General features: G+C 61.9%; 18 protein-coding genes. 11 read left to right on the forward strand and 7 right to left on the reverse strand.

Annotated elements, in window-relative coordinates; all coding sequences use genetic code 11:
* Positions 1–94: 94 nt before the first annotated feature.
* From CXR03_RS08690 to CXR03_RS08700, 3 genes are all read left to right on the forward strand, one after another.
* The gene (locus tag CXR03_RS08690) at positions 95–664 is read left to right on the forward strand and encodes a DapH/DapD/GlmU-related protein (protein ID WP_104103388.1); all 570 of its coding nucleotides are present in this window, start codon (positions 95–97) and stop codon (positions 662–664) included.
* Between the two features lie 251 nt (positions 665–915).
* The gene (locus CXR03_RS08695; protein WP_104103390.1) at positions 916–1,107 is read left to right on the forward strand and encodes a hypothetical protein; all 192 of its coding nucleotides are present in this window, start codon (positions 916–918) and stop codon (positions 1,105–1,107) included.
* Positions 1,108–1,116: 9 nt separating this feature from the next.
* Entirely contained in the window at positions 1,117–2,523 is a 1,407-nt protein-coding gene (locus tag CXR03_RS08700) for an amidase (RefSeq protein ID WP_104103391.1), read from the forward strand.
* Between the two features lie 15 nt (positions 2,524–2,538).
* On the opposite strand, the gene CXR03_RS08705 is transcribed toward CXR03_RS08700, so the two are convergent.
* From CXR03_RS08705 to CXR03_RS08725, 5 genes are all read right to left on the reverse strand, one after another.
* A complete protein-coding gene (locus CXR03_RS08705) occupies positions 2,539–4,146 on the reverse strand; it encodes an alpha-amylase family glycosyl hydrolase (RefSeq protein WP_104103392.1) in 1,608 nt (535 codons plus the stop codon).
* Positions 4,143–5,030 carry a carbohydrate ABC transporter permease gene (locus tag CXR03_RS08710; protein ID WP_104103393.1) on the reverse strand — a complete coding sequence of 296 codons (888 nt, stop codon included), beginning with the start codon at positions 5,028–5,030 and terminating at the stop codon, positions 4,143–4,145. The genes CXR03_RS08705 and CXR03_RS08710 overlap by 4 nt, the downstream gene beginning before the upstream one ends.
* The gene (locus CXR03_RS08715) at positions 5,027–6,043 is read right to left on the reverse strand and encodes a carbohydrate ABC transporter permease (RefSeq protein WP_258073565.1); all 1,017 of its coding nucleotides are present in this window, start codon (positions 6,041–6,043) and stop codon (positions 5,027–5,029) included. The genes CXR03_RS08710 and CXR03_RS08715 overlap by 4 nt, the downstream gene beginning before the upstream one ends.
* 84 nt (positions 6,044–6,127) lie before the next feature.
* On the reverse strand, positions 6,128–7,450 hold the full coding sequence (locus CXR03_RS08720) for an ABC transporter substrate-binding protein (RefSeq protein ID WP_104103397.1): 1,323 nt from the start codon (positions 7,448–7,450) through the stop codon (positions 6,128–6,130).
* A gap of 47 nt (positions 7,451–7,497) precedes the next feature.
* Positions 7,498–8,475, reverse strand: a complete 978-nt coding sequence (locus tag CXR03_RS08725) for a LacI family DNA-binding transcriptional regulator (RefSeq protein ID WP_181034534.1) — start codon at positions 8,473–8,475, stop codon at positions 7,498–7,500.
* 218 nt (positions 8,476–8,693) lie between these two features.
* Here CXR03_RS08725 and CXR03_RS08730 point away from each other — a divergent pair, with 218 nt between their 5' ends.
* From CXR03_RS08730 to CXR03_RS08740, 3 genes are all read left to right on the forward strand, one after another.
* On the forward strand, positions 8,694–9,713 hold the full coding sequence (locus tag CXR03_RS08730) for a zinc-dependent alcohol dehydrogenase family protein (RefSeq protein ID WP_104103400.1): 1,020 nt from the start codon (positions 8,694–8,696) through the stop codon (positions 9,711–9,713).
* Between the two features lie 111 nt (positions 9,714–9,824).
* Positions 9,825–10,469, forward strand: coding sequence for a hypothetical protein (locus CXR03_RS08735; protein ID WP_104103401.1), 645 nt, complete (start codon positions 9,825–9,827; stop codon positions 10,467–10,469).
* The gene (locus CXR03_RS08740) at positions 10,466–11,083 is read left to right on the forward strand and encodes an RES family NAD+ phosphorylase (protein WP_181034535.1); all 618 of its coding nucleotides are present in this window, start codon (positions 10,466–10,468) and stop codon (positions 11,081–11,083) included. Before CXR03_RS08735 ends, CXR03_RS08740 begins: the two co-directional genes overlap by 4 nt.
* Here the strand turns inward: CXR03_RS08740 and CXR03_RS08745 are convergent.
* On the reverse strand, positions 10,999–11,868 hold the full coding sequence (locus CXR03_RS08745) for a DUF4386 domain-containing protein (protein ID WP_258073566.1): 870 nt from the start codon (positions 11,866–11,868) through the stop codon (positions 10,999–11,001). The genes CXR03_RS08740 and CXR03_RS08745 overlap by 85 nt on opposite strands.
* A gap of 138 nt (positions 11,869–12,006) precedes the next feature.
* Between CXR03_RS08745 and CXR03_RS08750 the strand changes: the two genes are divergently transcribed.
* The gene (locus tag CXR03_RS08750) at positions 12,007–12,666 is read left to right on the forward strand and encodes a TetR/AcrR family transcriptional regulator C-terminal domain-containing protein (protein ID WP_258073567.1); all 660 of its coding nucleotides are present in this window, start codon (positions 12,007–12,009) and stop codon (positions 12,664–12,666) included.
* 318 nt (positions 12,667–12,984) lie between these two features.
* Here the strand turns inward: CXR03_RS08750 and CXR03_RS08755 are convergent, their stop codons facing one another.
* The gene (locus CXR03_RS08755) at positions 12,985–13,956 is read right to left on the reverse strand and encodes a LysR family transcriptional regulator (protein WP_104103404.1); all 972 of its coding nucleotides are present in this window, start codon (positions 13,954–13,956) and stop codon (positions 12,985–12,987) included.
* A 99-nt stretch (positions 13,957–14,055) separates the two neighbouring features.
* On the opposite strand from CXR03_RS08755, the gene CXR03_RS08760 reads away from it, so the two are divergent.
* From CXR03_RS08760 to CXR03_RS08775, 4 genes are read left to right on the forward strand one after another with little or no spacing between them, the layout of a single operon-like run.
* Entirely contained in the window at positions 14,056–15,240 is a 1,185-nt protein-coding gene (locus CXR03_RS08760) for a PrpF domain-containing protein (RefSeq protein WP_219816214.1), read from the forward strand.
* A gap of 35 nt (positions 15,241–15,275) precedes the next feature.
* Complete coding sequence (locus CXR03_RS08765; protein WP_104103407.1) at positions 15,276–16,361, forward strand: ABC transporter ATP-binding protein; 1,086 nt, start codon at positions 15,276–15,278, stop codon at positions 16,359–16,361.
* On the forward strand, positions 16,361–18,154 hold the full coding sequence (locus CXR03_RS08770) for an iron ABC transporter permease (RefSeq protein ID WP_258073568.1): 1,794 nt from the start codon (positions 16,361–16,363) through the stop codon (positions 18,152–18,154). The genes CXR03_RS08765 and CXR03_RS08770 overlap by 1 nt, the downstream gene beginning before the upstream one ends.
* Entirely contained in the window at positions 18,151–19,269 is a 1,119-nt protein-coding gene (locus CXR03_RS08775) for an ABC transporter substrate-binding protein (protein ID WP_104103408.1), read from the forward strand. Before CXR03_RS08770 ends, CXR03_RS08775 begins: the two co-directional genes overlap by 4 nt.
* Positions 19,270–19,396 lie beyond the last annotated feature (127 nt).

Genomic DNA, 19,396 nt, shown 5'->3' on the forward strand with positions numbered 1-19,396 from the left:
CGTCCAGAGGCAACCTTGCATACCGGCGCCTTGGGGACGGGAATCAATCCCTGCTCGTTCGGCCCCGGATGGCTGCATCACTCATACTGAGCCAATGGAACTCGATGAACTGCTCACAGCGTTGAACGCCGGCGAGACCATAACCGCCGGCTCGCCCCTGCATGAGGCCATGCACCATGCCAGCCAGGCCGCCCTGCGGATTACCGGCGAACTCAACAGCGGCTACCACGAACCGGAACAGGTACGGGAGCTGCTGTCCCGGCTGACCGGTAAACCGGTGGACGAAACGGTTGCCGTGTTCCCGCCGTTTTCCGCGGATTTCGGCAGGAACATCACCCTGGGCAAACGGGTGTTCATCAATTCCGGCTGCCGGTTCCAGGACCAGGGCGGAATCAGCATCGGCGACGACTGCCTGATTGGCCACAACGCCGTCCTGGCAACACTGAACCACGATCTGTCGCCCAGCCGGCGAGCGGATATGCATCCGGCGCCCATCACGATTGGCCGGAATGTCTGGCTTGGGTCCAACGTCACGGTCCTGCCGGGGGTGACCATCGGTGACGACGCCGTGGTGGCCGCCGGAGCCGTGGTCACCAAGGATGTGCCGGCCCGCTCGGTGGTGGTCGGATCCCCGGCCCGGGTGATCCGCAGCGTCGAGGACTAGCTGGCTTCGTGTCCGTGACCGCAGGGCCCTTCTGACCCTGCATGGGACGGCCGTTACAGCGTTCACCGGAAGGCGGCGCACAGATGAGTACACCTCAGGACGGGCTTGGAAGCATACGCGGAGGATTCCCAACCGGCACGTAAGACGGTGAGTCCTATGACTAATCAGTCCTGCTGCGGGTAGGTTGTGCCTTCCAGACCGTGACCGGCCAGCACGCCGGACCGCAGTCCCCGGCAACCAGAAGGATCACGATGCAGACACCTGATCAGAACACCGAGATCTTCGGCAGCATGGCAGCGCTGGCGGGATTGGATCTCAGCCCCGAGCGTGCCCTTGCCCTGGCGGAAGCGGCGGCACCGATTCACGCGCTGCTGAGGACGTTGAGCAGTCAGGACCTGGGTGAAACACCTCCCGCCACCGCCTTCAGCGCCGCTTGGAAGTAGGAACAGACCATGGAACCGTACGAACTTTCACTCGCCGCCGCCTCCGCTGCCATCAGTGCCGGAGAGCTGTCGCCGCTGGAACTGGCTGAATCCTCGCTGAACCGGATTGCCGCCGTCGAACCGCAAATCCACGCCTTTGCCACCGTGACCGCGGACTTGGCGTTGGCGCAGGCTAAGACGGCCGGGGAGGAGATCGCTGCGGGCAGGCGCCGAGGACCTCTGCACGGCATCCCGCTGGGCGTCAAGGATCTCTATAACACGGCAGGGATTTCCACCACCTCGAGTTCCAGGGTGAGGGAGCATTTCATTCCCGAGACCGACAGTGCCGCCGTCACAGCACTTACCGAGGCGGGAATGGTTCTGGTCGGTAAAACCCATACACATGAATTTGCCTTCGGTGTGGTTACGCCGACAACCCGCAATCCCTGGGACGTGAACACCAGTCCCGGCGGTTCCAGCGGCGGCTCAGGAGCCGCCGTCGCGTCCGGATCCTGCCTGGTGGCTCTGGGCAGCGACACCGGCGGTTCCATCCGGATTCCGGCAGCCCTGTGCGGAACGGTGGGGCTGAAACCGACTTACGGGCGCGCCTCGCGGTTTGGTGTGGCGTCGTTGTCCTGGTCCCTGGACCATGTGGGGCCGTTGACTCGCAACGTCACCGATGCCGCCCTGGTACTGAACGCCATGGCGGGCTACGACCGCCGCGACCCTGCTTCCGTGGATCTTCCCGTGCCGGACTTCACCGCCGGGCTGGAGCGAGGCGTGAAGGGACTGCGGATCGGTGTCCCCACGAACTACTTCACGGACCGTGTTGACCCTGAAGTTGCGGCGGCCGTCTCCGATGCCGTGACGCTGCTGGAGGGACTTGGCGCAGTGGTGGTTGAGGTCCGGATCCCACGGGCCGAGAGTATCCAGGCCGCAGAGTGGGGGATTCTGATGCCCGAAGCCAGTGCCTATCACCGGCACGCCATGAGGGCGAACCCCGAGCTTTACACTGCCGAGGTACGTGCGCTGCTGGAAGTAGGCGAAACCATCTTGGCCACGGATTACATTGACGCGCTCCGGATGCGGCAGCTCATGAAGCTGGAGTGGGAGCAGATGTTCGCCAATATCGATGTGCTGATTGCGCCGTCGGTCCCTGCTCCGGCCGTCGCCGCGGATGATCCTCAGGTTTACTGGCCCGACGGGACCGTAGAGACAGCTACGGACGCGATGGTCCGGCTGTCGGCACCGGGAAACCTGACCGGCCTGCCCTCGGTATCGGTGCCCTGCGGGTTCTCGTCCTCAGGACTTCCCCTGGGCATGCAAATCATTGGCGGCCCCTTTGAGGAATCCACCATCCTTGCCGTTGCCCGCACCTACGAGCTGGCTAGCGATTACGTGGGCCGGATTGCTGATTTGTCCACCGCTCCCGCGTAGCGGCGCGGTAGCCAGTTAAGGTTGGTCTTTGAGGATCCAGGCCGCGCTGTCCGGTGGAAGGAGCCCTTCCGGGGTCAGGGGGGAGGACGCCAGCAGAACGCTTCCGCCGGGCAGGCGGGAGGGTTCGCCGCCCATGTTCACGGCAAGCAGGATCTGCTCCCCGCGCTCGCAGATAAGCAATCCGGTGTCGTGGACGTGCCAGGCGCTGGCGTCGTTCGGTGAGAAGATCTCCTTTTCGATCAGCTCCTTGCGCAATGAAAGTGCGGTGGTCACCAGATGCAGGGTTGAACCGGGGTCGCTGCCGTGCGCCTCCACGGATAGCGACCCCCACGAGGCAGGTGTAGGCAACCACGGCTGCGCTGCAGCGGCAGGGGAAAAGCCGTAGGCGTTGTCGGGAGCGATGGTCCATGGCAACGGGACGCGAGCCCCGTCACGGGAGACCCCGCCCCGTGTCCACATGGGATCGGCTCGAGCGTGAAGCGGGACCTCGACGTCGGGAAGGTTGAGCTCCTGGCCTTGGTAGATGTACGCTCCGCCGGGCAGCCCGAGGATGGTGAGCAGGCCGGCACGTGCTCGGAGAGCTCCGCGTTCACCTCCGCCGAACCGTGACACGGAACGGCTGATGTCATGGTTCTCGAGTGCCCAGGTTGGCGGCGCCCCGTGGGTCCGGCGGGCAACTTCGAGTTCAGTGCCGACCGCGGCCCAAGCAGCGGCATCCCAGCCCAGCTTGACGAACGCAAACGCGAAGGCCTGATGCATCTCGTCATGCCGGGTGTACCGGGCGGCGCGGCCCGGCGCCAGGTTCACTTCACCGACCAGCACCCGGCTGGGGGAGTAGGAATCGGCAATCCGGCGCCAGCGCCGGTAGACCTCGTGCACGTCCTCCTGATCGGATACTTTCGGGTTGGAGCGCAGGCCGTTGACGACGGCGTCAGTGCCTTCAGCGTCAGGCAGTCCGTCCGCCTTGAACAAGGCATGCGCGACGTCGATCCGCAGGCCGTCCACGCCCTTTTCAAACCAGAACCGGAGCACGCCTTCGAAGTAGTCGCCCACCGCCGGGTTACGCCAATTCCAGTCCGGTTGCTCCGGCGAGAAGAGGTGCAGATACCACTGCCGGTCCGAGTCTGAACCGGGATTCACGCGGCTCCAGGCACGGCCGCCGAAGACGCTTTGCCAGTTGTTCGGCGGGGCTCCGCCGTCGCCCCCGTTCTCGAAGTGGAACATCGCCCGTTCGGGTGAGCCGGGACCGGCGGCGACGGCGGCTTGGAACAGGGGATGCTCCGATGAGCAGTGGTTGGGCACCACGTCGAGGAAGAGCCGGAGCCCCAGGGCGTGAGCCGCCTCCAGCAGTTCGTCGAACTGTTCCATGGTGCCGAAAAGCGGATCGACTCCGCAGTAGTCGCTGACGTCATATCCCTGGTCCACCTGCGGGGAGGGCTGGAACGGGGTCATCCAGATGCCGTCCACGCCCAGCGAGGCAAGGTACGGAAGACGGTCCAGCAGACCCGCTAGGTCGCCGACCCCGTCTCCATCGCCGTCGGCGAAGGAGCGTGGGTACACCTGGTAGATGACGGCATCCTGCCACCAGCCGGGCCTGGGGTTCCGGGGTGTCGATCCGGTCATTTGGTGCCTCCGGAGGTGAGCCCTTCGACGATGCGGCGCTGGAAGATGAGGACCATGATCACCAGCGGAATGGTGACGATCACGCCGGCTGCCATTTGCTCACCGAAGGGCGCCTGGAACTCCGTAGCCCCGGTGAACTTAGAAATGGCCACCGTGGCGGTCTGCAGCTCCGGATCATTGATCATCGACAGCGCAATAATGAACTCGTTCCAGCTGTGGATGAACGTGAGGATCGCCGTCGTGAAGACGCCGGGGGCTGCCAGCGGAAGGAGGATCTTCCGGAACGCCTGCCACTTAGTACAACCGTCGATCATCGCTGCCTCCTCCAGATCGAAGGGCAGCGCTTTCATGAAGGTCGTAAGGTTCCAAACCGCAAGCGGGATGGCGAAGGACAGATTGGGCACGATCATGGCTTGGTAGGTGTTGATCCACCCGATGTCCGTGAAGAGGCGCAGCAGGGGCACCACCACGGAGATGCCGGGAAACATCGACGTCGCAATGATGAGCCCGAGGATCACGGACTTGAAACGGAAGTTCAGGCGCGAAATGGCGTAGGCAGCAAAGATTCCGAGCACCAGCGCGGCCGTTGTGGTGATGCCGGCGACGATCAGGCTGTTCACGAGGGCCTTGCCGAACAACGTGGATCCGTCGAAGACCTTGAGATAGTTCTCAATGGAGAACGGCTGGGGGAGGAGGGTGTTATCGAAGATGTCTGCCGTGCGGCGGAAGCTGGAGACCAGCATCCAGTAAAACGGCGAAAGGCAGTAGATGAAGATAGCCGCGAGGCCGAGGTAGGTGAAGTACGTCTTCGAGCCGCGCTTTTTGGGTTCTCGCAGGGTTCCGGTGGGGGTGTCCGTGCGGGTCAGGAGGGGAATCTGGGTCATGAGAGTGCCTTTGCCTTCCGGGTGCGGCCAGCTTTGCGGAGGACGCGCATCTCCTTCGTCCCGGCGACATCAGCGCCGAGCAGCTTCACGAAGACGATCGCGACAAGAGCCACGTAGAGGAACAGGATGATGGCGAACGCCGACGCCGAACCGTAACGCAGTTGGTTGGATTCGTCCCAGGCGAGCATTGACAGGGTTTCAACGGATTGTTTGCCGGGACCGATCATGACGAAGGGCAGGTCAAACATCCGCAGGGCGTCGAGAAGCCGAAAGAGGACGGCGACGAGCAGCGTCGGCTTCACGAGCGGGAGGGTGATCGAACCCAGTTGGCGCCACCAGCCGGCACCGTCGATGCGCGCGGCCTCGTACACCTCCTCGGGGATAACCTGCATGCCTGCCAGGACGAGCAGGCCAATAAACGGTGCAGTCTTCCAGACCTCAGCGATGATCACGGCGGCCTTCGCCTGGAAGCCCTCTGCGGTCCAGAGGATTTCGTTGCCGATCAGGTCATTGGCGATGCCGTCCGACTGGAAGATCCAACGCCACAGCAACCCTGAAACGGCGGTGGGGACGGCCCAGGGGATGAGGATGCTGGCCCGCAGCAGGCCCCGGCCCCTGAATGCCCGGTTCATGGCCAGTGCCAGGCACAGGCCGAGCACGGTCTCGAGCGTGACAGTGGTGATGGTGAAGAAGGTGGTGTTTGCGAGGGCGTTCAGGAACCGTTCGGCGGAGTCACCAACAAGAAGGTCTGTGTAGTTGGCCAACCCTACGAAGGTCTCACCTTCGGCTACGAAACCGTTCTCGTCGAGCCCGGGTTCTTCCCGGAAGAGCGACTGGTAGAGGGCGGACACCAAGGGGTAGGCGATGACCAGTGCAAGTACCAGCAGGGTAGGAGACAGCAGCATCGCGGCCATCCTGCCTTCGCCTAGGGTGCGGCTGCCGGGCTTGCGCTTTGCTGGACGCTGGCCGTCGGGAACATGCGGGCGCGGGTGCGCCGCGGTACTGGTACTCATGGGCTTCCTAACTCGGCATGGGGAGGGGAAATCAGGGCCTAAAGGCGGCCGTCGGCACACAGACACCGGCGGCCGCCGGTCCGGCTATTCGGCCGAGAGCTCTTCGAGCTTCGCCTGCATGTCGGAGAGCGCCGTCTCCGGATCCTTCTCCCCGGCGAGGGCTGCGTACGCCTCCTCCTGAATTGCCGTCGTCGTCGCGCCGTACTGGACAACCTGAGGGCGCGCCTGCGCGTTCTCCAGTGATTCCAGGAGTGTCGGGTAGAACGGGCGCTTCTCGACGACGGCGGGATCCTCGAGTAGCGAGGGGTAGACGGGAGCCCGCGAGCTCTTGTCCAGGCGTGCTTTTGACTCTTCCTCGCTCGTGAAGAATTTGATGAAGTCCAGTGCCGTTGCCTTGTTCTCCGTGAATGGCGAGACCGCGAGGTTCCGGCCGCCCAGTGTGGAGACTCCCGGGTTGTCACCGATGCCGGGAACCGAGCTGATGCCGAATTTGTCTGCGACCGAGCTGGACCCGTCCGTTGCAATCAGCGACGAGTAGACGAACGGCCAGTTGCGCAGGAACACCAGCTCGCCTTCCTGGAAAGCGCGGCGGCCCTGCTCCTCGATATAGGTGATGGCGTCGCTGGGAACGAGGCCTTCGTCGAAGGCGTCGGTGAGCTGGGTCAGGCCGGCGAGCGCTTCCGGGGTGTTCACCGTCGGGGTGCCCTCAGCATCGAACACCTGGCCGCCGGCAGATCCGACCGCCTCGGTGAAGTTAACCGTCAGGGCCTCGTTTTTGTCGAACTGCCCCGCGTAGCAGGACATGCCCTCGGTGTCGGGGAGGGCGAGTACTTTCTCGCACGCCGCCGTCATCTCCTCCCACGTTGTGGGAGGTGCATCGATACCGGCCGCCTGCAGGAGGTCCGTGCGGTAGTAGAGCAGGGCTCCGTCCGTGTAATAAGGAGCGCCGTAGAGCGTATCGCGGTATGTTGCGGTGTCCACCGCAGCTGGGACCATGGTGTCCGTTGGCAGCGCATCCTCCGGCAGCGGCAGGATCCAGCGGTTTGCGGCGAACTCCGACGTCCAGACGACGTCGAGGTTCAGGACGCTGAACGTATCCGATTCAATTTGGGCGTTCTGCACGAGCTGCTGGCGCTGCTGGTCTGCGGAATCGGGCAGTTCGACGAACGTGACCTGCTCATCCGGGTGCTCTGCGTTCCATTTGTCGATGCTGTCCTGCGCGGCACCGGAGGCGTCCCTGGACGAGACGTAGTTAATGGGGCCCCGACCCTCGAAGGCCTCGGCTGCATCCTGCTGCGGTTCCGGTTCTTCCCCGCTGCTTTCGCCGCAACCGCTGAGTGCCAGGGCGGAGATGGTCAGTGCTGCTGTTCCGAGGAGAATCTGTCGGGAGTGGCGTCGTTGCCTCATGCTGTGCTCCTTGTAGTGGCGGATGATGCTTGGGATCTGGACTGGCTTTATTGACGCGGCGGACCGGTGGACCCGCGGGCAATGATTGAGTGCGGCATGATGCGCGGCCCGAGGTCGCGGGTGCGCAGAAGCTTTTTGACCGCCGTCTTACCCATCTCCTCCAGGGGCTGGGCCACGGTGCTGAGCGGCGGGTGGACGTGCTGGGACGTCGAGGTGTTGTCGAAGCCGAGCACTGAAACATCGTCCGGAACACGATGACCGCGCTCTTGCAGTTCGTTGACGGCGGCGGCGGCCATTTCGTCGCTGACGGCGAATACGGCGGTGAGGTCCGGTTCCTGCCGCAACAGGTCACCGAGGCCCGGGGCGCCGCTGTCATAAAAGAACGTTCCGTGTGCGACGACGGGCAAGTGGCCGGCCTCAGTCATGGCCCGTTCGTAGCCGCGCTGCCGCGGGTGCGCTACGAAGACCGACGCCGGATCTCCGCCGAGCAGGCCAATTCGCTGGTGCCCAAGGGACAACAGATACCTGGTGGCGTCGTAGGCCGCCCGCTCGTCGTCGATGGAGACACTGGGGGAGCCGGACTTGTCACTGATGGCGACAGAAATAATAGGAATGTTCGGGCCGAGGATCTGCCGCATTTCCTGCGTGATGACGGCGGAAATCAGGATGACGCCTGCTGCCCGGTAGGTCCGCAGCGTCCGCAGGTAACCGTCGATAAAGACCGACTGTGATCCCGTCCGGCCGAGCATGACGGCATACCCCTGCTCACGCGCCGCCTCCTCCACCCCGCGCATGACCTGGGAGGCGAGAGCGTCCGACACCATGGGGGCGAGGAGCCCGATCACCGACGTCTGTCGTGTCTTAAGCCCGCGTGCCATGAAATCGGTCTCATAGTTGAGGCGGGTTACCGCCTCTTCGACGCGGTGGCGTGTCTCCTCGGAGTAGCCCACAAGACCATTGACGACCCGGGACACGGTGGCCGGTGATACACCGGCATACTTCGCGACATCCCTGATGGTTGCCAAGGTCATCCTCCTTTGGATGATGAACGCAAACGGTTTACGTAAACGGTTTCGTGATCTGCGTCACCACACTATGTGCAGGTGTGCGTGATCCATGACGTTTCGTAAACGCAGGCCTCCATCACCATGGCAGCGGGAACTCAGGGGGTCCCGTACCTACCCATGCGTCTGTGCCGGTGCTGTCCTTGAAAGGGAGAGAATTCACCGCAGAAGGAGAGACCATGCGTGGCGTAGTACTGCATGCACCAGGAGATGTACGCGTCGAGGACCGGGCCGATCCAGCGATTGAAGAACCGACCGATGCGGTGATCAGGTTGGCAGCGACCTGCATCTGCGGTTCGGACCTGTGGCCGTACCGGGGCGTGGAGGACGCCCATAACGCACCCATGGGACATGAATACATCGGCTGGGTGGAGGAGGTTGGACCCGAGGTGCGGACCATCAAGGCCGGGGACTTCGTCGTCGGTTCCTTCTGGGCCTCCGACAACACCTGCGAAATCTGCCGGGCCGGTTACCAGAGCCGCTGCGTCAATGCCGTGCCCATGGGCATGATGGGAACCCAGGCGCAGTTCGCCCGGATTCCGCTGGCCGACGGCACCTTGGTGGCCACCCCGGAAGCTCCGCCGGCGGACCTGCTGCCTTCACTGATGGCGGCCTCCGATGTCCTGGGCACCGGCTGGTTCGGCGCCGTGGCGGCCGAGGCCGGCCCAGGTAAAACCGTCGCCGTGGTGGGGGACGGCGCCGTCGGCGTTTTGGCAGTCCTGGCCGCACGACAGCTCGGTGCCGAGCGGATTATCGCTTTTAGCCGGCACCCCGAACGCCAGCAGCTCGCCCGTGGCTTCGGTGCCACCGATATCATCGCCGAACGTGGTGATGCGGGGGTGGCTGCGCTCAAGGACCTGACCAACGGGCTCGGCGCCCATTCGGTAGTGGAGGCCGTGGGTACGCAGGAGTCAATGATGCAGGCTGTTCGCTCCACTCGGCCGGGCGGCCATATGGGCTTTGTGGGCGTCTCTCATGACGTCGCTCTTCCCGGGCTGGAGTTGTTCTTCGCTGAGATCCACATGCTCGGAGGCCCCGCTCCCGTGCGCCGCTTTCTGCCCGACCTCATCCAGCGGATCTGGGACCGGCAGATCGATCCGGGCCGGGTTTTCGACCTCACGCTGCCGCTGGCCGACGCCGCGGAGGGCTACCGGGCCATGGATGAACGCCGCGCCGTCAAAGTGCTGCTGACCCTCTAGGCCACGGGCACGGGCGCCATGCCATTGCTTGGTCGTGTAGACTCCCCATCCAACACTGCCGACGCTAGAATAAAACGTAGGAAATGTCGGAACCCGCCGCGAGAGAGCCACATGACACTCCATCCCACGCACGCCCGGAACCAATCCTCCAGCGACCCGGATAGCCGTCAGGACGCACTGGACAATGCCCTCCAGATGATCGAAGCGCAGGATGTCGGCGTCGATCTGCTGGTCGAAGTTCTCGTGCGCCGCTCACAGGCTCTGGCGCCTGCCCTGGACGCCGTCGTCAACGCGCAGCGCAGCCTCGATGCCCTCCGCCCCGCGCTGGCGTCCCTCTCCGCCGTTGTTACACCTGAACTGGCTCAAGGAGCCATGGCCACGGAGAACGCCTGGCGCGCCATGGAGCAGGAGTTTGGGCTGCTCAAGGCTCAAGATGCCTCCAGGGCCCTGGGGTCCCGCGCCAAGGGCCGCAGCACCCTCGCCCACGACCGGCGCGAGAGCGGGCAGCTGCTTGGGGTCCGCCGCGGTAACGCCGTCCTCTACCCGGGGTTCCAGTTCGACAAGTACGGGGACGTCCACAAGGTGATCCCCGCCCTGATCCAGCTGGCCCACTTCGCCCGCCGCAGCGACGAGGACCTTGCCCAGTGGATCTGCCTCCCGTCCGGCTACCTCGAAGGGGACCGGCCCGTGGACCGATTGCAGGACGCTGACGCTGTCCTGGCAGCTGCGCAAGGGCACTTCGGAGTCGAGTGGTGACTGCTGGCCCTTCCGGACCACTCACCGCCGACACACACATACTGGACGAAGGGGCGCACCTGTACCGGCTGTTCAGCAACAGCCCGGACAGGCATGCGGGCACCTTCAATCCGGGCTTCGGGACTCCGACCCGCTTTGCATTCTTCGGAGACCCGGCCATCCCGGTTCTCTACGCCGGAGAATCAGAGATCGCTGCGATATCCGAGACTCTGCTGCATGACATTCCTTCCGGCGGTGGGGCATTGCTGCCGGGGGACTACCAGAACAAGGTGATGGGCCGGTTGATAGCGCAGCGGCCGCTCCGCTTGGCATCGTTCATGGGGGCTGGATTCAGGACAATGGGGGCCTCCGCTGAGGATGTAACGCGGACGCAGGCCAGCCGCTACGCGGAGACTGTTCTGTGGGCGGAAGCTGCGCATGCGGCGGGTTTTGAGGGCATCGCCTGGATGAGTCGCCAGTGCGACACGGAGAAGGCTTATGTGTTCTTCGGTGACCGCGTGCGTGAGGATGATTTCGCAGTGGACCCGGCCTACGGGAGGGCGTTCGCACTGCCGGATGACGCCGATTGGCTGACCCGGCTCTGCTCGCCGCTGAGGATTGAGGTCCGCAGGTAGATTGGCGGTGCCCCACTGTGCTCGGCGGCGAACAACTTCAACCACGTGCCGCATGGCGCTTTTTGGAAGTGGCGCCCGTCGCCGGCGATTCTTTGAGAGCTGATGCGGTGGTCCCGGGGTTCCGCGGCCGGCGGAAGCCGACGAACGTCAGATAGATCCCCAGTGAGAACTCCCAGATGATCTCCGGCAGGGTAGCGAGGGCAGAGGGAACCGAGGTCTGTCCATAGGCTCCGAAGAGCACGGCAATGCCGGAGAGCGGACATCAGCGGACCGCCAACCAGGCCGAACAGTGCCATCGGCCGCGGCACCAGGTGCGAGCGGTACATCAGGAATCCCAGCAGTAGCCCGTTCCCGATGCCGACCACAAACCCCGGGCCCAGCAGGAACGTCCAGCCATGCACGGCCACCAGGCCCCGGGCAACGGGCAGATACTCCGCGGCGTCGGCACCGGCGATCTGCCGCAGCGTCACCACCGCCAGGAGACTGAGGATGCCGATGGCAATGAACGTGCATTCCACAATCCTGGCCGCCAAGTAGCCAATCGCCGCCGTCTCGCTGTAGCGGCGCAGCACGGGAAAGAGTACGACGGCGGTGCCGATGTTGGTGATGATCAGTACCAGTTCGCACACGGCGCCGAGGAGGATCCGGGTGTCCGCGCCGGGACCGGTGAGATAGTCCGGGTTAGTGAGCAGCGGTGCGTAAAGGGCGGCCCCGGTGATGGCCGAGATGAAGGTCAGGACGAAGAGGATCCCGGCGATCCGGGCTGTCCGATTGGAGGCTTGCATGGTGTTCCCATCGCCAAAGGTGTACGAAGTACACCGTGTGCGATGAACCTAGGTGTATGACGTACACTTTGTCAAGCATCAGTTCCCAGGAAGGTGGCCTCATTGGTACAGGTATCCAAGGACCGGCAGCAGCCATCCGTGTCCCGAGCGCGCCTGAACCGGGAAACCGTGCTGCGCGCCGGCGTCGAACTGGCTGACCAGGTGGGTATCGAGGGGTTCACCATGCGCACCCTGTCGCAGGAGCTCGGGGTGGTTCCCATGGCGCTGTACAAGCATGTGGCCAACAAGCAGGAAATGCTCGAGGGTATGGTGGATCTCGTCTGGAGCGAGGTCACGGAGCCTGACCCCGCGCGCAGCTGGAAGCAGGGAGTGCGTGATCGTTCCGTCTCTCTCCGCGATGCTCTCGTCCGGCACCGTTGGGCAGTGGGTCTGATGGAGGCAGCGGGACGCCCGGGACCAGAGAACCTGCGGCAGCACAACGCGATGCTGGGATGTCTGCGGCAGAGCGGGTTTTCGTTCCGCACCACCGTCCACGTTATGAGCCTGCTGGATGCCTACGTGTACGGCTTCGCCCTGCAGCAGAAAACGCTCTCCTTCGAGACACCGGAGGAGTCGGCTGCGGCTGCCGCGGCAACCCAGGATGCTGAATCCGCTGAAGTGGCGGCCAGGTATCCGTATCTGCTCGAAGTGGTGGGGGAGCTGGCAAGGGAAGGATATGACTACGACGCCGAATTTGCCGTGGGGCTCGATGTGCTGTTGGATGGCGTCGAGGCTCTGCGGGGTTCTTGGCGAGACTAGCGTGAAACACCTGCCTCGAACGTTGATGACACCCTGGAGGTCCCCTCGGGTAACAGTAGGGGGCCAAACCCCCAGAGCCCCGAATTGTCCCCGCGTCTGCAACCCACTGGACCGATATAAAGAGGGCCATCATGTCTGACGACGGCGTTCGAGGCTACATTGAGGCCCTCACATCCCTTCTCAGGAATCGGCTGGCTGAGTGGGTCCGCAGCGCTGGCCTTCCTCTAAGGGGACCGCGGCGGGCGGGATTAGCAATGCGGCGGTTCAAGATCCAGAGCGTGGCGTTGGCCAAACTTGCAGCCCGCTCCTGCGGTTGCCCTAGGAAACTCCGCTCGTGCTGGCGTTGACCGAGCCGAGCTGGCCCGGGTGGTCGAAGGCTTGAGGCATGGCGCCAGCGGCCTTTTCCAGGGTTTTCCGGAAGCCAAGCATTGCAGGTGTTGCCTTCCGTCCTTTGAGGTGACCTAACAGAATACGGCGCACCGGAACGGGTATCCGTGGATCGAGCGGCACCAGTCGAACGTCGTCTCGAAGGTTCGTGAGTGAGAGCCGAGGAGCCAGAGCGACGCCGAGCCCCGCTGCCACCATTGCCTGAGCTTCCTGGTAGTCATGGGCGTCATACGAAATGTCTGGCGCGAAGCCGGCAGCGTGGCAGCTTCTGGTCAGTACATCTGCGACGGGATGTCCGTCCGCCCGGATAATCCAGCGGGCAGAAGCAAGCGAGCTGAGATCCACTGGACCACTTCGCCCAACATCGCTAGTCCGCGCCACCACCAGTACGGTTGGATCGTCCACGAGCTTTTGGGTCTCAATTCCCTCCTCGATGAACGGACTCCAGTCGTATTCCCAAAGCAGGGCCAACTCCACCTCACGCATGAGCAACAGCTCACGCAGGGCGTCCCTTAGCGCGCTTTTAACAGACACTGCGATACCGGGATGCTCTCTGCCGAATTGGGTGAGAACAAGCGGCAATATGGACGAAGATGCCGTGGGGAAGGACCCAATTCGTAGACTGCCCGCTCGTAGCCCTCGCAGGGCTTCGAGGTCGATATTGGCGCCTGCTAGCTCACGTTGGATAGCCCGAGCTCTAGCCACAAGGGCGTCGCCGGCGTCGGTGAGAACAACGCCTCGCGCGTGCCGCTCAAACAACACCAGCCCGGCCTCTGCTTCAAGACGACGCATTTGTTGGGAGACCGCAGATGTCGTGTACATCAGTGCTTCTGCGGCTCCGGTCAGGGATCCATGCTCGGCAATTTCGGCAAGCAGGAACAGGCGACGAACATCAAGGTTCATGTCCCAGAGTGTAGTTCAAGTTAAGCCACTTCAAGAGATTGCACATTGTTCTCAACGCATTTGGCGTCAAAGGTAGGTATGACCGCAGCGGGGAAACTCATGGCGGCCAACAAACCTACTTCGTTCGAATCGAGAAACCCAATGAGAATTCCAGCAACCTTGGTCAGGGGTGGAACCAGTAAGTGCTGGCTGTTCGACAGCCAAGATGTTCCAGCGTCAAGGGACCAGCTTGAAACCCTTCTTATCGATACTTTCAACGCCGCTGACCCACGCCAGATCGACGGCGTTGGAGGGGGTACATCCACAACCTCCAAGGCTGCGGTCATCTCGGCCGCCTCCGAAGACGACGTGGATGTCAACTATCTTTTCGCCCAGGTGGGGATTGGCGATGACAGCGTTGAATGGGGCAGTAACTGTGGAAACTGCGCCACCGCTATTGCTCTCTATGCAGTCGACCATGGTTTTGTTCACGCCACGTCGGGAATAACGCTCGTCCGGATGCGCAACCTGAACACCGGCACTCGCCTTGAAGCTGATGTAACAACCCCGGACGGCAAACTACCGGCCTTTGGCGATGCGCAGGTTCCCGGCACGCTCGCCACCGGAGTACCTGTCACTCTTGCTTTCCTTGACCCCGCCGGTGGCAGCACCGGTTCAACACTGCCCACCCAAAACGCATGCGAGGAGCTATCCGTCGGTGGCCAGCGGTTCTTGGTCTCCATGATCGATGCGGGAGCGCCGATGGTCCTGGTGGCGGCCGAGTCTCTGGGCCTCCATGGAAGCGAAAGTCTGGCTGACCTCTCGAAAACTATTCCGGTCCTCACCGAGATACGGAACATTGCGGCTGTGCGCATGGGGCTCAGGGGTGCCGGCTCACCAGTCAACCATGCGGTGCCCAAGGTAGGAATCGTTGGTCCTCCTGCCGATTTTTTCACGACGGCCGGCCAGCTAGTCAGCGGCACCGCGTATGACGTGTCGGTCCGCACGCTCTCAATGCATACCTTGCATCCGGCCATTGGGTTGACCTCCGCCGTCGGCATTGCCACCGCCGCTATCACTGCCGGCACTGTCGTCAGCGCCGCGCTTGCAGGCGGAGTGCGTCTGGAACCGAGCGGCTCTGCCGTCTCATTGCGAATCGGCACAGCCGCTGGGGTTATAGCCACCGTCGCAACGCTCAACCCGTCCGGCCACCCGATCCGGATTGGACTGGAGAGGGCAGCCCGCGTCATCAGTGAGTCCATTATCTTTACTCGAGAGACTGCAGCAGTTCGGAATAGTGCCTAACTGATCAAGATATATCTAGACAAAGGAGTCGGACGATGAAAGTTACCTTGGAAAACATCGACCTGAAATATGGTGATACTTATGCGGTCAAAGGCATCAATGCTGAAATCGAGGACGGACATTCCTTGGTGCTGTTGGGCAAGTCTGGCTGCGGCAAAACTAGCACTATGAGGTGCATCGCCGGGTTGGAAACCCCTGATCGGGGCAGAATTACCATTGGAGACCAGGTGGTGTTCGACAGCGAGAAGAATATCAACATCCCTTCCCACAAACGCAATGTAGGCATGGTATTCCAGTCTTACGCCGTATGGCCTCATAGAACCATTTTCGAAAATGTTGCGTTTCCTCTCCAAATGAAGAAGCTGGGCAAGAAGGAGGTTATGGACCGCGTCGACGAAGCACTCGAACTCGTAGGTCTGGATGGACTCCAAAAACGTGGCGCAAGCCTTCTGTCCGGTGGGCAGATGCAAAGAGTGGCATTGGCGCGAAGCCTCGTAATGCGCCCCAGCGTCCTGCTGCTGGACGAGCCCCTCTCTAATCTAGATGCCCGGCTCAGAGACCGTTTGCGGATTGAACTTCGCGCCCTGCAGCAGAAGCTGAATCTTACTAGCGTCTACGTCACCCATGACCAAGGCGAAGCTTTGGCCCTCGCGGACCGTATAGCACTGATGCAGAACGGGAAACTCGCTCAGGTCGGGAGTCCCAGCGAGATCTATGAAAACCCTGCGAGCGCGTCCATTGCAGATTTCCTCGGGGTGACTAACATCTTCTCGGTGCAGAAGAACGGCAAGCCGGGAACGTACAAAATGGCGGATCACAAGCTCGAACTATCGACTGTCGACTACCCGCTGGATGGCCATGCGATTAAGGCTTGTATTCGTCCGGAGGACATCATTGTCTCCCCAAGCCGGTCTGAGGCTGACTCCAACAATTGGGCCGGTGAAGTGTCGGTGTCCAGCTACCAGGGGTCAAATGTCAGATACATGATCGAGCTCGACGGAGGCCCCGCCATCGAGGCCCTCGTTTCCCGCCGCGACGGCCCACGGGCCGAAAAAGGCAACAGGGTCTGGGTGACGGCAAGCCCCTCAGACGTCCAGATACTCCCCGCCGAGGTGGCCTGATGTCCGCGCCCATCACTGACCTGCCCGACCTGTCAGAAAAGCAGGGGATGCCACCCGTTGAGAAGCGGGGGGACCTGACAAAAAATCGCCTGGCCGGTCAACTCAGACGATCCATGCCGACGTGGCTCATGTTGGCACTGCTGGCAATGCTGATTCTCATGCCGGTGGCACTGATACTGATCTCTGCGTTCAGCAGTTCCACGCCGCGGCCGGGATCGATCGGGCTCAACGGCCTGACGCTCGAGAATTTCAATGTCCTCGCCTCACACCAGTCAGTGAAGGCGATGGGAAATTCCCTGGTGGTGGCAATGTGTGCATCGGTGCTTGCCATGTTGATTGGCGGAACCTTGGCCTTCCTTGCAGCCAGGACCAATGTCTGGGGTAAAGCGGTTATCTACTTCATTGGGATAGCGCCGATGTTTCTTCCTTCCTTAGTGGGCGCCCTTGCCTGGTCCCTTCTTGCCGGACCCGCCACGGGATACTTGAACCTGCTCACACGCGCTATCGGCATGGGCAACGTGTTCAACGTCTACACGATGCCCGGCTTGATACTCGTCCTGGCTTTGTATTACGCACCGTATGCGTTCTTGCTCATTCACGGCGCCATGACGCTCATGAACCCGGACCTTGAGGAAGCCGCGAGTGTGCATGGAGGCTCTCTCAAAAAAATCTTGAGCACCGTTACCTTCCCGCTCGTCACCCCCGCCATTCTCGGTTCCGGTGTTCTGATCTTTGCCCTGACAATGGAGAATTTTCCAGTCGCACAGATGATCGGCACGCCAGGCCAGATCGAAACACTTCCCACCTTCATCTACCGCCTGATGAACTCGGCTCCAGCACGAGGTAATGAAGCTGCCGCCGTGGCTGTGGTCCTGACCGTCATTCTGATAGCGGTCACCGCAATTCAGCAGCGCGTCGTGATGAAAAGGAACTTCACCACGGTCTCTGGCAAAGGCATGAAACCTCGGATGATGGACATCGGCAAACTCCGCTGGGCAGGGCTGGCCTTTGCCATGGTGTACTTCACCCTGGCAATCGTGCTGCCAGTGGTGGCCCTACTGCTGGCCTCCCTGCAATCCTCGCCTTACGTATCGAATCTTGGCCAGCTGTGGGGTGAAGATGCGCTCTCGTTCTGGTCGCTTTTCCAAACGCTGCAGTCCGCGACATTTCTCGATGCGGCACGCAATAGCGTCGTAGTGGCGGCATGTGTCGCAGTCGTGGGTGCCGCCCTAGCCTTTTATCTCAGTTACATCGTGTACAGAACTAAGACGCCTGGGCGGAAGAGCCTGGAGTTCGTGGCTATGCTTCCCTTGGCGATCCCAGCAATCGTCATGGGTCTTGGCCTTCTCTGGACCTGGCTAGTATTGCCGTTTCCCGTGTACGGGACCATCGTGGTCCTGATTATCGCCTTCATAGCGATATATCTTCCCCAGGGCTATCGGGGCATGTCTGCCAGCATTCTGCAGGTGGACAAAGACCTTGAAGACAGTGCGGTACTTCTAGGCTCAACTCGAGCTCGTGCAGTCTCGTACGTAACACTGCCGTTGATGAAGACAGGTGTCATGTCCACCATCCTGCTCTTACTGATGCTGGCGATGCGCGAGCTGTCCGCTGCGCTGTTCCTTTTCACCTCGGATACCCGGCTGCTGGCAATCGTGGTCTTTGACAACTACGACAACGGTGCGCTTCGCTCCGCGGCATCAACGAGCCTGCTCTACATTCTGGTCATTCTGACACTGGTTCTTATCGCTAAGGCCTTTGGGGCACGCGCAACCAACGGAGAAGCACGATGAAGAATATCCGCAAAACAGTAACGACAATGGTGGCTACAGCTGTATTGGCGGTCACGGCCGGCGCCTGCAGCGCACCGACAACCGTCACTCTAGTCGGCGAGGCCGAATCACTTTCCACTACCGCAGGACTCGTAATCGACGGTGAAACAGTGGCGGACAGCGACTTGTTCGCGAAAGCCAAGGCCGAGGGTTCACTAAGCCTGTATAGCGGTTACGTGGAAAATAGTGAAAAGGAAGTTATTAAGGCTTTTACCCAGGACACTGGCATCAAAGTGAACCTCGTCCGATTGGTGCCCAACCGCCTGTTGGAGCGCGTGCTCAGCGAGCAGGGGGCCAACAAACTCGGAGCCGATGTGATCCGAACCTCCGAGTATTCCTCGGTGTCAGCCATGAATGAAGCCGGCGCCTTCACTCCCTACAAGGTGCCAAATTTCGACCAATTGGATGAGACGGTTGCCTACGAAAACGGTAGTTTCTACCGTGTTTTCGACCCGGCCTTCACCTTCGCCTACAACACTGCACTGGTCAGCGAGGCCGATGCACCCAAGTCCTGGCAGGACCTGCTGGATCCGAAGTGGAAAGGAAAGATTGGCACAACTCAGGTCGGTGCCGGCGGTAGCTCGGCTTCCCTGGTTCGCTTCCAACTTGATGCACTCGGTGAAGACTATCTGAGAGGCTACGCCGCACAGCAGCCACGGATTTTTGATTCCTCGGGTGCGCAGCAGGAGAGCCTGTCACGGGGTGAGATCCTGGTAGCTACGGCCGTGGTCAGCAGTGTGAACATCGCGTCTAGCAACAACGCTCCGGTCAAGTTTGTGGTCCCTGAAGAGGGATTTGCACTCTACGACTATTTCCTCGGCATGACTCCGGAGGCGCAGCATCCCGCGGCTGCCCAAGTGTTCATGAATTGGAACCTCAGTAAGCGCGGAGCGAGCGTGTTCTCCCAGATTGGCGAATATCCGGCCGATTCGAATGCGCCGCCTCCCGTGGTGATGGACATCCAGCTGCCTGCCATTGACACAGGGCTTCCTCGCCGCGGAATGCCGGAGGACCTGGCGCGATACGGAAAGGACGATCAGGCCATCTGGAACGAAATCTTCGGCTACATAGGCTGAAGCGAACAGCAGAATCGCCTGCAGCGAGGCCATGGAGGTGGCCTCGCTGCCGCCGTTTAGGATCGCGTTCAGTGCGATGAGGCAGGCCTTCCGGAAGTGATCCACACCACTTGTGTTCACTGTAGAA

Origin of the sequence: Arthrobacter sp. 08Y14, from assembly GCF_002929455.1 — a bacterium.
GTDB lineage: Bacteria > Actinomycetota > Actinomycetes > Actinomycetales > Micrococcaceae > Arthrobacter_B > Arthrobacter_B sunyaminii.